The sequence below is a fragment of the Flavobacterium sp. AC267 genome (genome assembly GCF_979258715.1).
Genome location: NZ_OZ409875.1, coordinates 1,238,268 through 1,252,307, shown reverse-complemented (window position 1 = coordinate 1,252,307; position 14,040 = coordinate 1,238,268). Strand labels below are relative to the sequence as shown.

The following is a 14,040-nucleotide window of genomic DNA, read 5'->3' as shown; positions in this document are numbered from 1 at the left end:
CTTAAACCAAACAATTATGAAAAAAAACTTACTCTTATTGACTTTTTTCCTCATGACAGTTCAGTTATGGGCGCAATCAGTAACAATTAACGAGGCTTCAGGCTGGCTAGAATCAGCATTTATTAAATGGCGACCGGTCAGCGGCGCACAGACTTACAACGTTTACTATACAGGAAACGGATTTACAGACAAAAAAATAGACGATCAGCTTATTAGAAGTTATGGATCTTATTTCCGTGCCGATATTCCAGGCCTTAAGGCAGGAAGCTATACTCTAAAAGTAAAACCAGTAGTAAATGGAACAGAAGGAACTGGTGCTGTTACTAGCAGTTTAACTGTTGCGACTCACGACAGAAATGGATTTGCTTTTGAAGGCGGACGCGTTCCCGGCGGTTATAAAGCAGATGGAACTCCGAAAGATAACGCTGTTATTCTTTATATAACACAAAATACTAAAAACACCATTTCTACGAATATTACCGGCGCAAGTTCTAATCCTTGCATCGGATTACAAAATATTCTGTATGCTATTAAAAAAGGAAAAGATACGCGCCCTTTTATCTTTCGTTTAATCGGAAATATTACTGATATGACGGTTATGGAAGGCGACGATGTAGTTATTGAAAACTCTAATAACACTGCAAGTTATGTGACTTTTGAAGGTATTGGAAATGATGCTGTTGCAAATGGATGGGGAGTTCGTTTGAAATCGGCTTCCAATATAGAAGTAAACAATCTTGGATTTATGAATTGCAATAGTACTGCAGGAGACAATATCGGAATGCAACGAGGACAATGATCACGTTTGGGTTCATAACTGTGATTTATTCTACGGAAATGCAGGAAGCGATGCCGATCAAATAAAAGGAGATGGCGCATTAGACAATAAAACTTCAACCTATATAACTTTATCTTACAATCACTTTTGGGATAATGGAAAAGCAAGTCTTTTAGGATTGAGCGAAGGAACTACTTCTGGGTTGTATATTACTTACCATCACAATTGGTTCGATCATTCAGATTCTCGCCATCCTAGAGTTCGTTACTATTCGGCACACATTTATAATAACTATTTTGATGGTGTTGCAAAATATGGTTCAGGTTCTACACTGGGATCTTCTTTATTTGTGGAAGGAAATTATTTTAGAAACAGTAAACATCCAATGCTGACTTCTCTTCAAGGAACTGATATTTGGGACCAAGCCAATCAAGTAAATAACGCTGGGACAATGGGAACATTTTCTGGTGAAGCCGGAGGAAGTATCAAAGCTTTTAACAACACTTTCGATGCCTCAAACGGAACAAATAGTATGCGTTTTGTCGCTTACAATGATCCAAATCCTTTATACAATATCGCAGGAAAGATTAGTTCTACAACAGATTTCGATGCTTACGTTGCTTCAACAAGAGGAGAAGTTGTCAGCAGTTCCGTAAAATCAAAATCAGGAGCAAATATTTATAATAATTTTGATACAGACGCGACTCTTTATGTAAAAAATCTAGTAATCGATCAGCCCGCAACAGCTAAAACTAAAACGACACAATATGCAGGACGTATTTCTGGAGGAGACTTACAATGGACATTTAATAATGCAACTGACGATACATCTTCGTTAGTAATTACAGCATTAAAAACAGCACTTACAAATTACACAGGAACTTTAGTTGCTGTACAAGGAGAAGGAAATCCGCCGGCAGGAGCTCAGACTTTGACTCTAACTTCATCTGCAAATAATAATCAGACAGTTGCAAGTGGCACGGCAATAAGCTCAATCGTGTTTACATGGGGCGGTGATGCAACAGATGCAACTGTAACAGGATTACCAGCTTCTGGATTAACTTTTGTAAAAAATACAACTGCAAAAACGATTACTATTACAGGTACGCCAACAGCAACAGTTTCTTATTCAATTGCTACTTCTGGAACTAGCGGTTCGCCTGCGGCTGGTTCTGGGACGATCACCGTAGTCGCAACTGGAACTCAGACTTTAACTTCTTCTGGAAACAGTAATCAAACTGTTTCATCTGGAACTGCAATCAGCTCTATAGTACTTACATGGGGAGGAAATGCCACAGATGCGACTGTAACTGGATTACCAGCTTCGGGATTAAGTTTTACGAAGAATACATCTGCAAAAACAATTACTATCACAGGAACACCAACAGCAAATGTTTCTTATTCAGTTACCACTTCAGGAACAGCTGGATCTCCTGTAACAGTATCAGGAACGATTAGTGTTTCTACAAGTTCATCTGGAGACGAAATTCATAACTTTACAACATCAGGAAAAACAAGTGATTTTTATTCGATAACAGGAAATCTTTCAACAACAAAAGGAACTGTAAGTTACAATGGTTTAACCTTGACACAATGTTTAAAAATAGAATCATCAACAAGTATAACTTTTACAACTACACAAAGCGACACATTAACTTTGGTTTTTGTTGAAAGTGCGGTTGCTATTAAAGTCGACAATGTGGACAGAACCGCCTCTGGAGGAATTGTAACGGTAAGTTTACCCGCAGGAAGTCACACAATTGCCAAAAAAGATACTGCAAATTTATTCTATATGAGCACGGTATACAGTGCATCTACGCTTAGGGTTGCACAACAAGAAATGAGTCTTGATACCACTAATCCGAAACCCTTTTTGTACCCAAACCCAGTATCTGGAACTTTATTTGTATCTGATTTAGATCAAAAAGTAGAAAAAATATTGATTTATAATATCTCTGGAATACTTCTAAAAACCATTAATAAAGGAAATGAAAGTACTGATTTAAGTCAACTTACATCTGGAACTTATTTAGCGAAAATTTATACCGCAGATGGTTCTACTAACCAGACTATCATTAAGAAATAAAGATCTAAAAGGTTTATAAAGTAAAAGGCTTCCTGATTTGGAAGCCTTTCACTATTTATACAATCATCGTTTTCTATTTCTAAATTCTTCTTGTTCGGTCATTTTACCAAATTCTCTAAAAAAGCTTTTTATCGTTTCCAGATTGAACATCACAAACAAAAGCATTCCGAGAAAAATGGTAATCCAGCTGTACAAAATTTTGACAGAGGATATTTCAGCATCGGCCACATAAAAAATAATCGTAGGCAGTATTGCTATAAAAAGTGTTAAACCCAGTGCCAGCATCAACGGATTAATAAAAAAACTATTAACCGAATTCAACCCCGTTTTTCTCAGTAATACAGCAATAAATATCAAACCCAAAAGACTAAAAATTATACCTGCAAAACCGTAAATAAGCACTTGATCTTTCAGTGCGTTAATTTCGTTTTCGTAACCAAAAAAAGTATTAAAACTGAATCCCATCATATTTTTTATCTTGCGGTGTTACATCAAATAAATGCTTGCGTTTTATGTCCTATTAAATTCGCTAAAATAAAATTTGGGAATTCTTGTATGCCAACGTTATACAGATTTACGCTATCATTAAAAAACTCTCTTCTGTCTGCAATTTTATCTTCCATTTGAGAAACCATTTTTTGCAATTCGAGAAAATTACTGTTTGAAGAAAGAGTTGGATAATTCTCTGAAACCGCGAATAAGTTTTTCATCGTTTTTGAAAATTCGTTTGCATTGTCAATCTTTTCTTCAACCGTTTTAGCATTCAAAAAATCAGTTCTTAACTTCGTTAGATTTGTAAGTATCGATGTTTCGTGTTCCATAAACTTAGAGGCAACTTTTACCAATTCAGGAACTTCATCAGCTCGCCGCATTAAGATGACATCAATATTTCTAAATGCTTTTTCGTAATTATTCTTAAGCATAACCAGCTTATTGTAAATTCGAATAAAGAAATTAAAAAATATAATAATCAGGATTAGTCCGGCAATTAATACAATGTTTTGAATAGTCATACTTTTTAATTTAAAATGATATAAAGGAGAATAAGCGAAATGAAAAACAAAGCCGCTAAAAAAGAATCTAATAAAGGTTTATATTTATTTCTAAATGAAATACTTCTTGGAACTGCAACACCAAAAACTGTATCAGAACTGCCTTTTTGAATTAAAACATTTCCATTGTCCGAACCCGCATAACCTATAAGCGAGCATATAATCGTTGTTACGCAGATAAGTCTCTGTGTATCTCGTTTTACCACCAGCCTGATTATCTATTCTATCAAAATAAAATTCCAGTCCGTCGCCGTCAACTGTAACAGATCCGTTCTCATCTTTAATTTTAAATTTACCCGTTTTCGTTTCAGTAAAAATGGTTGTGTAAGTGGTTTTTCCATCTTTATCACGCGGACTTTCTTTTTCGATTTTATAGAAATATCCAATACACGGCTTACTGAAATAAGGCGAAATAATAGGCTCGATTTCTTCTAAATCGCCTTCTATTTCAACCTGTCCCATTGCAATTGCATTTGTTTTTGAGGTTGGCAAAATAGCTTGTAATCTTAAAAATTTACTTTTATTACTCGGGAAAAATATATTTTTTAGCAGAATAAATCCTGGAATAATTAAAAAGAGAAGTTTTAAATTTTCGGTTTCAGCCAGAAAATATATCGCTCCAAGTATACATCCCAAAACAAATAATCCTAAGAGTTTTTCGAATAATGGCGTTTTCTGAATATTGTGTTTTTTATTGAAATTTTCTCTTTCAATTTTTTCTTGTTTACTGCTTTTAATACCCGAATAAATCATTCCGATAAAGGCAAAAATAAAAACAGAAGGGAATAAAAGAAGAATAACTGCAAACGGAAGCCGGTCATCAATTAAAAAACTCACACCGATAATCGCCGGACACAAAACGAAAAACAACCAATTTGGAAATTTTAAATTGAATAATCCTGAAAAAATGATAGTATGAAATAGGGCAACTCCGAGACTGAAAAGCATCAAAAAGATTACCTCTGCGCCATCTGCTTTATTCTGATTTAAAAATTCTAAAATTTCATTCATAACTTAAAATGCAAAACTAATTATGGCTTTAAAATATAATTTCAACTTCTTTCGAAAGCATTTTTCGAATTCTATTTTTTTCTATGTCAGAAATTGGATTATTACTTAAATCAATTCCAATAAGTAATTGCAATTTATTGATTTCATTTGGAATCTCGGCAATCTCATTTTTACTTAAAGTAAGAAATTTGAGGTTTTTGAATTTCAAAATCTCTGGCGGAAACTCCTTCAGATTTGTTTGGGATAAATCAAGTTCAATAACTAATTCGGGTTTGATTTTTGCTTCTTCTAAATTGTAAAAAATTGATTTTTCCTTTTTCTTTTCTTCTTTATTTTTGCTTAAAAGACCAAAACCAGCCAGAATAAGTGATGCCACAAAAAAGATACATAAAAAAGAAACCCAAACAGGATCTTGATTTTTCTCTGTCGTAAAAAGTCTCAGGTAAACATAGTAAACCATTCCGAAAAACAAAACCAAGAACAACCCCAGAAATATGAGATATAGAATATATTTAAAGAATGTAAAAATGATATTCTTGACTCTGGTTGTATTTTTTGCGACCATGAAATAAACAATCAAAGCCAAAATTAAAACCCAAAAAACAGCCAGTCCAAGTATCGCAGTTTCATTTCCGTTTTCGATAACTGAAAAAGTTATGAATGTGGGAAACATCAAAACAAACCAAATAATTACAGCAGTTAGACCAACAGAAGCACAACCCATTTTGCCGTCTTTTTTAGAAGATTTAAGCCAAAAATAAGCGAGTAAAATAGACAAAAGAATTACTCCAATAAATGCGTATCCAAAAGGAGTAAGTCCGGCTAAAAAAAATAAAGTCATTTTGGTTACTTAAATATTAAATGATGTTTCGGCGTATGGATAATAAAAATAAAAATACTACAAATTGCGGCATTAAAAAAACCGCTTTCTTCAAATAATGAAAAAAGCGGTTTTATATTTTTTAAATCCTTTTTATTACAAATCAAATTTAATTCCCTGCGCTAAAGGAAGATTTGTGGTATAATTAATCGTATTCGTCTGGCGTCTCATATAAATTTTCCAAGCATCAGAACCAGATTCGCGTCCGCCTCCAGTTTCTTTTTCGCCTCCAAAAGCGCCGCCAATTTCAGCTCCAGAAGTTCCGATATTGACATTTGCGATCCCGCAGTCAGAACCAACGACAGATAAAAATCTTTCTGCTTCACGCAGATTATTAGTCATAATTGCAGAAGATAATCCTTGAGCAACACCATTTTGAATTTCAATCGCATTGTCTACTTCACCAGAATATTTAATTAAATACAGAACCGGAGCGAATGTTTCGTGCTGTACAATTGCAAATGAATTTTCTGCCTCTGCAATTGCAGGTTTTACATAACAGCCGCTTTCATAACCTTCACCAGAAAGTACTCCTCCTTCTACAAGAACTTTTCCGCCTTCGGCTACTACTCTATTTAAAGCCGTTGCATACATTTCGACAGCATGTATATCAATTAAAGGTCCGACATGATTGTTTTCGTCAAGCGGATTTCCGATTCGCAATTGTTTGTACGCTGTCACCAAAGCATCTTTTACTTTATCATAAATGCTTTCGTGAATAATTAACCTTCGGGTTGAAGTACAGCGTTGTCCAGCAGTTCCAACAGCGCCAAAAACAGCACCAATAACCGTCATTTTTATATCTGCATCCGGAGTAACGATTATAGCATTATTCCCGCCTAATTCTAACAATGATTTACCAAGTCTTCCTGCAACAGCTTGTGCTACAATTTTTCCCATCCTTGTAGAACCAGTCGCAGAAATTAACGGAATACGTGTATCTTTTGTCAACAACTCTCCTATTGTATAATCTCCGTTTATTAAACACGAAATTCCTTCTGGAAGATTGTTTTCTTTAATAACCTGAGCAATTATATTTTGGCAGGCAATACCGCAAAGAGGTGTTTTTTCAGAAGGTTTCCAAACGCAGACATCTCCAGAAATCCATGCTAGCGCTGTATTCCAAGACCAAACCGCAACTGGAAAGTTAAAAGCAGAAATAATACCAACAATTCCCAGAGGATGATATTGCTCGTACATACGATGCCCTGGTCTTTCAGAATGCATGGTTAATCCGTGCGGCTGGCGCGATAAACCTACGGCAAAATCGCAAATATCAATCATTTCCTGAACCTCTCCATAACCTTCCTGCAATGATTTTCCCATTTCATAGGAAACCAATTTACCAAGCGCTTCTTTATTTTGACGCAATTTTTCTCCAAACTGACGTACAATTTCACCATGCTGCGGCGCAGGAATCAACTTAAAAGTTTTAAAAGCTTCGGTTGCTGAACGCATTACTTTTTCGTAATCTTCAAGACTTGAAGTTTTTACAGAAGCAATTAATTTTCCGTCTACAGGAGAAAAACTGTCTAAAACTGGACCTGTCGAAAAGCTTTCTATTCCTGTTGAAGTTCCTTCGTTTACTAGTTTTATTCCCAGCTTTTCCAAAGCTTCATTGATACCAAATTGTGATGCTATTGTTGTCATTGTAACTTTTTTAGTTAAAAATGTTATATTTTTTATGTAAAGATATTGTTTTAGAAATTAAATTTTAATCAATTAATGCCTTTTGAAAACTTTTTTCTTTTTGAAAAATAATATAAGAACTACCAAAAGGAGAATCAAACTTAGTCCTGATAAACCATAAATCAGTATCTCTTTTCTCTTTAATTTTTCTTCAAATGAATTTTTGACTAAAGAAATTTGATATTCAACGTCATTCTGAAATTTAATAACTTTTATCTCATTTTTATTCCTTTGAGATTTTTTATACAAATCCTGTAATACTTCTAATTCACTTTTTTGAACATTTTGTAAAAAATTGGTTCTTGAACATATGGAGCAACCTAAAGCATTATAATCTCTTTTTGCATAAATCAAATACTCTTTTCCTTGTTCAAAATAATAATCACAAGATCCCATGCTAACTCCTAAAATTGTCCTGAAGTAATTTTCTTTAAAAATTTCATCTTTGTATGTTTTGGATATTTGAATTGTATAAGAATACATCTTTTGGCCGTACTCAGAATATAACAAACTATCAACTTTAATGACTTTACCAATAAAAACTTGATCAGCCTCTTCCCAATTTTTCGTTATAGAAGGTTTTTCAGAACAATCACAGCAATATCCAATTGAACTTAATAAAATCAAAGACAAAAGAAAAAACACTTTTCTAATCATAAGCAGTACTTTTTAGTAAAAAGTAAATTTAGCATTAATTAACATGAGTTTTTAAAAAACAAGAAGTGTTTTTTCTCTTTTATTTATGAAATTTGCAACACTAATTTTTTAAGATTATGACACTTTTCAACCGGCTTTTACTTTGTTTCCTTTTAATTTCAACAAATATATTTTCACAGAAAGAACAAAAATCTTTTCAAGTCGTTCCTTTAGGAGTAAAAGGCGGCATAGATGAAAAAAATCTTTCGGCTTATTTAATAGCGCCAGCTAACACAAAAGATTTTATCTGTTTAGATGCTGGAACTGTAAATGCAGGTATTGAAAAAGCTATTGAAAATAAAGTTTTTAAAGTTTCTACAAGCGAAGTTTTGCGACAATACATCAAAGGATATTTGATTTCTCACGCGCATCTAGATCATGTTTCGGGTTTAATAATCAACTCTCCTGCTGATTCTTCTAAAACTGTTTACGCTACTGATAAATGTATGAAAATGATGGAAAACCATTATTTCAACGATCAGACTTGGGCAAATTTTGGTGATGAAGGACCTGGATTTCCTTTAAAAAAATATCATTTTCAAACTTTAAAATTAGCAGAAGAACTTTCGCTTACCAATACAAATATGACCGTAAAAGCATTTCCTTTAAGTCATGTTAATCCGTTTGAAAGCACTGCTTTTTTAATTAAAAATGAAAATGATTATGTACTTTATTTAGGAGATACGGGACCTGACGAAGTGGAAAAAAGTAATAATCTTCGTGATTTATGGACTGCAATTGCGCCTTTGGTAAAAGCCAAACAACTAAAGGGAATTTTTATCGAAGTTTCTTTCCCAAATGAACAGCCAGATAAATTTCTATTTGGTCATTTAACTCCAAATTATTTAATGAAAGAACTTCACGTACTAGAGGATTTAGCTGGAAAAGGTTCTTTAAATAGTTTTAAAGTTATCATTACTCATTTAAAACCTCCAGCAAAGAATATCGCTAAAATCAAGGAACAATTAAAGAGTCAAAATGACTTAGAATTGAAGATTATTTATCCTGAGCAGGGGAAAAAGTTTGACTTATAAACAAATTAATTTGTAAGTTATTTTTTATATTTTTGCTGAATATTAAAAATATAAAATGGAGATTATTTGGTCAAAAAAAGCAACCTACAGCTTTCATAACATTAAAAATTATATAGAACAATTTTGGTCACCAAATACAGCAAAAAAATTTATCAAAGATGTTTTACGAATCATTAGTTTATTGGAAAATAATCCTTTGCTTGGAAATTATAATGCAAATTTAGATTGTCGAAAAATAGTTATTTCAAAACACGTTTCCTTATACTACGAAGTCAAAGAAAACCGAATTGATTTAATTACATTTTTTAACAATCGACAAAAGCCTATAACAATTATCAATTAAAAATTATATAAAATTTTTCCTTTTTAATTCAGCCAGCATTTCTTCATGCGTTATAAAGTCTCCATTCTTTATATCACGTTTTCCCTGTTCAATATCTGCCTTCAACTCCAACATAAAATTCTCTTCTGGAGAAAGTATTTTCGCTATCGACAATACTTCATCAGGAGTAAAAGTCTGACTCTTTAATTTTCGATAAAATGTTGGGCTAGGAATACCAACTTTCTCAATAATATAATTTTTTTTTATAAGGAGACTTATCCAATAAATCCTCCATATTATCAACTATATTCTTATATGCGATAACTTCTTGTATCATAATTGATCTTTTTTTATATCATTTATAATGCAAATATACATCAAAAATGATATAAAAAAATTGTTTTTACTTACAAAATATCCTAAAAAAATACCTAACAGGTTTTGGAAACCTGTTAGGTAGTATAACTATTTCTTAGCTGTAAACCTAGGATCAGTCTCCATTACGGTTCCACACTCATCACAAGTTCGCAATTCTTCCGAATTGTAGAAATGTTCGAAATGAGGAAGAAAATCTTTCTCAATATTATGAAGTTCAAAATACACTTCATAAAGTTTATGGTTACAATTATCACAATGCCAAAGCAAACCATCTGTATATCCTTTTCCGGCACGTTTACGCTCAATCACCAATCCGATAGAACCCTCTGAACGAACGGGAGAATGCGGCACTTTGGCAGGATGTAAATACATATCACCGGCATTTAATTCCATTTCTTTACGGCGCCCATCTTCTTGAATTACTACTTTTATACTTCCTTCTAACTGATAAAAAAGTTCTTCTGTTTCATTATAGTGGTAATCTTTTCTAGCATTTGGTCCTGCAACAATCATTACAATATAATCTCCAGAATCAACATATAGATTTTTATTCCCAACAGGCGGTTTTAGTAAATGACGGTTTTCGTCAATCCATTGGGTCAGGTTAAAAGGTTTTGCTATAGCCATTTTTTTAGTACTAAATTATGAATAGCTAAGGTAGTGAAAACTTTTTCAGCTTTAGTATTCCGTAACAGTTTTAAGTCGCAGTACAGCTGAAAACTGCGACTTAAAACTGAAGGTTTATTTAAACTCTTTTATCAAATAAATATAAACTGGAAAATGATCGCTGAAACCAGCTTCTGCTAATGTATTTCGAAGCGGATAACCCTTATATTGTCCAGAAGTTTGAACTAAATAAGGCCGGTTAAAAATACCTGCTTTCCAAAAACTAAAAGTCGAAAAATCAGTTTTAAGAAGAGATTCGGTCATTATAATCTGGTCAAAAATATTCCAGGAATCTCGAAAAGCAATTGTTCCCATTCCTTTATTTGCCATTTCCTCAAACGGATTAAAAACACCAAATTCGGCTACTTCAACTTTTTTACCTTTTGCTCCCAAAGCTATTCTAACACTATTGTTTAAAGGGCCATCATTCAAATCGCCCATGGTTAAAACTTTTGCCTTCGGATTAATCTGTTGCGACGAATCGATAATTTTACGGTTTAACTTTCCCGTGACTTCACGAAACAAACTCGTTGCTTTTTCCCCGCCAGATCTAGAAGGCCAGTGATTCACAATAATATGGATTTCCTCATCTTCCAAAAAACCTGAAACCAAAAGCTGATCTCTCGTAAAAATACGGTTGTTGTTTTCTTTTTTAACTTCGATTTCATCATCTATAACTTCCGACTCTTCTTCTTTCTTTTCGATATTCTTTTTATAAATAAGCAAAGGAATATTTGAAAATGAAGTTGGTCGAAAATATTTTTTCTGATAAAGTAAAGCAACGTCAATACCCCGCTTATCAGGAGAATCAAAATGAATAATTCCTAAATCCAGTTGCTTGCAATTTTGGTTCTTTTATTAAATCTTCTAAAACACCACGATTTTCAATTTCAGATCCTCCAATTAAAGTCGGTCCATTTGAATTTTCGGGAGTTCCAATTTCAGCAATTACCCTTGCCAGATTTTTTAGTTTTTGCTGGTATTTTTCTACTGTCCAATGCTGTGCTCCGGTTGGTGTCCATTCGTCGTCATTTGTAAAAGCATCATCGACCGTGTCATATAAATTCTCGAAATTGTAAAATGCGACAGTGTGTATTTTGTATTTTTTGGATTGTGCATTTGAAATAGTACAACAGAAAAAAAGGAAATAAAAATTTAAAATAATGAAACGCATAAATCTGAATAATTTTAAAAAACCAAATTATAAAAATAAATTAATTTGTAAGAAATTTCTAAATTATTTTTTTTAATTTACTTTTTTTTTTATCCAAATTCTCCTGTACCTTGCTGTCTCAATCTGCTATTTTATAAAATGAAAAAAATCCTGATATCCTTTGCTTTGATTTTATGCAAGACAGTTTCTGTTATTCTCAACAAAACCGTCAATTTATCGATAGCATAAGAGTAAAACATAATATTCCAGAAATCGCCTACGCAGTAGTTTCATCTGATTCTGTTTTAGAAATTAAAGCTTTAGGATACAAAAAAATCAATAGTAAATCAGAAGTCTGCTTTATCAGATCGATTCCGTTTAGGTTCTCTCACCAAAACAATCACAAGTTATTTAGCGACGGTATTGGTTAAAGAAGGAAAAATAAAATGGGAAACTAAATTTTTCGTTTTGTATCCAGAATTAAAAGCCAAAAGCAATCCTGCTTATTACAATTTTACTTTAAGAGATTTTATAACATTGCGAGCTCATCTTCCTATTTGGTCGTACGGAAATACAACTCCGACCCAAAAACAAATTAAAGGAAATATCCAAGAACAACGTTATGAATTTATTTCGTGGTTTTTTAAACAAAATACCATCATTTCTGAAAAGCAAGATGTTTATTGGTCCAATCCAAGTTATGTTGCCGCTGGACTAATGCTGGAAAAAGCAACTGGGAAAAGTTATGAAACATTGGTAGCAGAATTAGGGAAAAATCTCAATATTGATTTCCAATTTGGTCAGCCAAATTTAAAAGACGAAAATCAAACTTGGGGCCATGACGAAAATATGAACCCAGAAAAACCAGTCTTAAATTACAAATTAAACTGGCTTTCATCTGCTGGAAATATAAATGTAAATTTACCCGATTATTGCAAATTCATTCAAATGCGGCTTCAAGGTTTAAAAGGGGAATCAAAACTTTTTACTGCAGAAGAATTCGATTATATGCATTTTGGATTACCCGAATTTTCTTTTGGATGGAATTCGGAAATAAACAAAAATGATGAAATTCAGTATTCATTTCACAACGGAAGTCCAGGAACATTTTTAACCAAAGTGTATATTTGTAAAACAATCGATAAAGCTTTTATTCTATTTGCAAATGTCCAATCTGAAGAAGCTGACAAAGGATTAATTTTAATTTTAAAAGAATTAGAAATAAAATATGGAGCACAGCCGTTTAATTAGAAATAAAATAATTTATAATTTTAAGCAAAAAGAAATATGAAGATGAAAAGCTTACAATACCTCAAAAAACACTTTATCCTTTATAAAATAGCATTTCTTACTTTTGCTTTTCAATCATTCACTTGTCAATCTCAACAAAACATGATAACACCACCTTATTTACAAAAAGGAGATACTGTAGCTCTTTTGGCAACAGCCAGAAAAAATATCGATGACAATTTAAAACCTACTATAGATTTATTGCACAGCTGGGGATTAGAAGCCGTAGTGGGAAGCACAATCGGTTTAGATTATCATCAATTGGCAGGAACTGACGAGCAAAAAGCGACCGATTTTCAAAAACAATTAGACAATCCGAATATAAAAGCTATTTGGTGTGTCCACGGCGGATACGGAACTGTTAGAATGTTGGATTTATTAGATTTTACCAAATTCAAACAACATCCAAAATGGGTTATTGGTTTTAGCGACGTTACGGTTTTGCACAACCATTTGAATACAATGGGCTACAAATCTATTCATGGCATTATGCCTGTAACGGTTCCTAGAGCAACTCCAGACGCTGTTAGTTCTTTAAAATCAAGTTTGTTTGGCGAGCCGCTTTCCTATTCTGTTAGTCCAACTCCAATGAATCGTTTAGGAAACGCAACGGGAGAATTAGTTGGTGGGAATTTATCGATTTTATATAGCTTGTTAGGATCTCCGTCTGCAATTGATTGTCGTAATAAAATTTTATTTATTGAAGATTTAGATGAATACCTATATCATATTGATCGCATGATGATGAATTTGAAACGCAATGGATGCATCGAAAATTTGAAAGGAATTATAATTGGAGGCATGACAAGCATGAAAGACAATGAAGTTCCTTGGGGAAAAAATGCCTTGGAAATTATTGATGATGTAACAAAAAAATATAACATTCCAGTTATTTTCAATTTCCCAGCCGGTCATATTAGAGATAATCGAGCTTTAATTATGGGAAATACCGTTACTATGGAAGTTACTGCTTCTGGAAGTACTGTTACTTTTAAAAAATAATAC

15 protein-coding genes and 1 pseudogene are annotated in these 14,040 nt (G+C 33.0%); 7 read left to right on the top strand and 9 right to left on the bottom strand.

Annotated elements, in window-relative coordinates; genetic code table 11:
• Nucleotides 1-16 precede the first annotated feature (16 nt).
• Together ACZZ95_RS06605 and ACZZ95_RS06600 are read left to right on the top strand one after the other, a co-directional pair.
• Entirely contained in the window at nucleotides 17-799 is a 783-nt protein-coding gene (locus ACZZ95_RS06605; protein WP_463468467.1) for a hypothetical protein, read from the top strand.
• Nucleotides 750-2,864 (top strand): pectate lyase family protein, encoded by a 2,115-nt coding sequence (locus ACZZ95_RS06600; RefSeq protein ID WP_463471633.1) that lies wholly within the window; start codon nucleotides 750-752, stop codon nucleotides 2,862-2,864. The genes ACZZ95_RS06605 and ACZZ95_RS06600 overlap by 50 nt, the downstream gene beginning before the upstream one ends.
• A gap of 63 nt (nucleotides 2,865-2,927) precedes the next feature.
• On the opposite strand, the gene ACZZ95_RS06595 is transcribed toward ACZZ95_RS06600, so the two are convergent.
• The 6 genes from ACZZ95_RS06595 to ACZZ95_RS06570 all read right to left on the bottom strand — a co-directional run bounded on the left by ACZZ95_RS06595 (nucleotide 2,928) and on the right by ACZZ95_RS06570 (nucleotide 8,153).
• The gene (locus tag ACZZ95_RS06595; protein ID WP_463468466.1) at nucleotides 2,928-3,332 is read right to left on the bottom strand and encodes a hypothetical protein; all 405 of its coding nucleotides are present in this window, start codon (nucleotides 3,330-3,332) and stop codon (nucleotides 2,928-2,930) included.
• Between the two features lie 23 nt (nucleotides 3,333-3,355).
• Complete coding sequence (locus tag ACZZ95_RS06590) at nucleotides 3,356-3,877, bottom strand: LemA family protein (protein ID WP_463468465.1); 522 nt, start codon at nucleotides 3,875-3,877, stop codon at nucleotides 3,356-3,358.
• A 132-nt stretch (nucleotides 3,878-4,009) separates the two neighbouring features.
• Nucleotides 4,010-4,927 (bottom strand): hypothetical protein, encoded by a 918-nt coding sequence (locus tag ACZZ95_RS06585; RefSeq protein WP_463468464.1) that lies wholly within the window; start codon nucleotides 4,925-4,927, stop codon nucleotides 4,010-4,012.
• A gap of 28 nt (nucleotides 4,928-4,955) precedes the next feature.
• Complete coding sequence (locus ACZZ95_RS06580; protein WP_463468463.1) at nucleotides 4,956-5,768, bottom strand: hypothetical protein; 813 nt, start codon at nucleotides 5,766-5,768, stop codon at nucleotides 4,956-4,958.
• Nucleotides 5,769-5,903: 135 nt separating this feature from the next.
• Nucleotides 5,904-7,457, bottom strand: a complete 1,554-nt coding sequence (gene amaB / locus ACZZ95_RS06575; RefSeq protein ID WP_463468462.1) for an L-piperidine-6-carboxylate dehydrogenase — start codon at nucleotides 7,455-7,457, stop codon at nucleotides 5,904-5,906.
• 72 nt (nucleotides 7,458-7,529) lie between these two features.
• Nucleotides 7,530-8,153 (bottom strand): hypothetical protein, encoded by a 624-nt coding sequence (locus ACZZ95_RS06570; RefSeq protein WP_463468461.1) that lies wholly within the window; start codon nucleotides 8,151-8,153, stop codon nucleotides 7,530-7,532.
• Between the two features lie 116 nt (nucleotides 8,154-8,269).
• Here ACZZ95_RS06570 and ACZZ95_RS06565 point away from each other — a divergent pair, with 116 nt between their 5' ends.
• Together ACZZ95_RS06565 and ACZZ95_RS06560 are read left to right on the top strand one after the other, a co-directional pair.
• Nucleotides 8,270-9,226, top strand: a complete 957-nt coding sequence (locus tag ACZZ95_RS06565) for an MBL fold metallo-hydrolase (protein WP_463468460.1) — start codon at nucleotides 8,270-8,272, stop codon at nucleotides 9,224-9,226.
• Between the two features lie 55 nt (nucleotides 9,227-9,281).
• Complete coding sequence (locus tag ACZZ95_RS06560; RefSeq protein WP_463468459.1) at nucleotides 9,282-9,569, top strand: type II toxin-antitoxin system RelE/ParE family toxin; 288 nt, start codon at nucleotides 9,282-9,284, stop codon at nucleotides 9,567-9,569.
• A 3-nt stretch (nucleotides 9,570-9,572) separates the two neighbouring features.
• On the opposite strand, the gene ACZZ95_RS06555 is transcribed toward ACZZ95_RS06560, so the two are convergent.
• The 3 genes and pseudogenes from ACZZ95_RS06555 to ACZZ95_RS06545 all read right to left on the bottom strand — a co-directional run bounded on the left by ACZZ95_RS06555 (nucleotide 9,573) and on the right by ACZZ95_RS06545 (nucleotide 11,766).
• Nucleotides 9,573-9,851, bottom strand: a complete 279-nt coding sequence (locus ACZZ95_RS06555; protein WP_463468458.1) for a hypothetical protein — start codon at nucleotides 9,849-9,851, stop codon at nucleotides 9,573-9,575.
• Between the two features lie 162 nt (nucleotides 9,852-10,013).
• On the bottom strand, nucleotides 10,014-10,553 hold the full coding sequence (locus ACZZ95_RS06550) for a 3-hydroxyanthranilate 3,4-dioxygenase (protein WP_463468457.1): 540 nt from the start codon (nucleotides 10,551-10,553) through the stop codon (nucleotides 10,014-10,016).
• Nucleotides 10,554-10,667: 114 nt separating this feature from the next.
• A pseudogene (locus ACZZ95_RS06545) lies at nucleotides 10,668-11,766 on the bottom strand (endonuclease/exonuclease/phosphatase family protein).
• A 173-nt stretch (nucleotides 11,767-11,939) separates the two neighbouring features.
• On the opposite strand from ACZZ95_RS06545, the gene ACZZ95_RS06540 reads away from it, so the two are divergent.
• From ACZZ95_RS06540 to ACZZ95_RS06530, 3 genes are all read left to right on the top strand, one after another.
• On the top strand, nucleotides 11,940-12,176 hold the full coding sequence (locus ACZZ95_RS06540; protein WP_463468456.1) for a hypothetical protein: 237 nt from the start codon (nucleotides 11,940-11,942) through the stop codon (nucleotides 12,174-12,176).
• The gene (locus ACZZ95_RS06535; protein WP_463468455.1) at nucleotides 12,169-12,996 is read left to right on the top strand and encodes a serine hydrolase; all 828 of its coding nucleotides are present in this window, start codon (nucleotides 12,169-12,171) and stop codon (nucleotides 12,994-12,996) included. Before ACZZ95_RS06540 ends, ACZZ95_RS06535 begins: the two co-directional genes overlap by 8 nt.
• Before the next feature lie 141 nt (nucleotides 12,997-13,137).
• Nucleotides 13,138-14,037, top strand: a complete 900-nt coding sequence (locus ACZZ95_RS06530) for a S66 peptidase family protein (RefSeq protein ID WP_463471632.1) — start codon at nucleotides 13,138-13,140, stop codon at nucleotides 14,035-14,037.
• Nucleotides 14,038-14,040 lie beyond the last annotated feature (3 nt).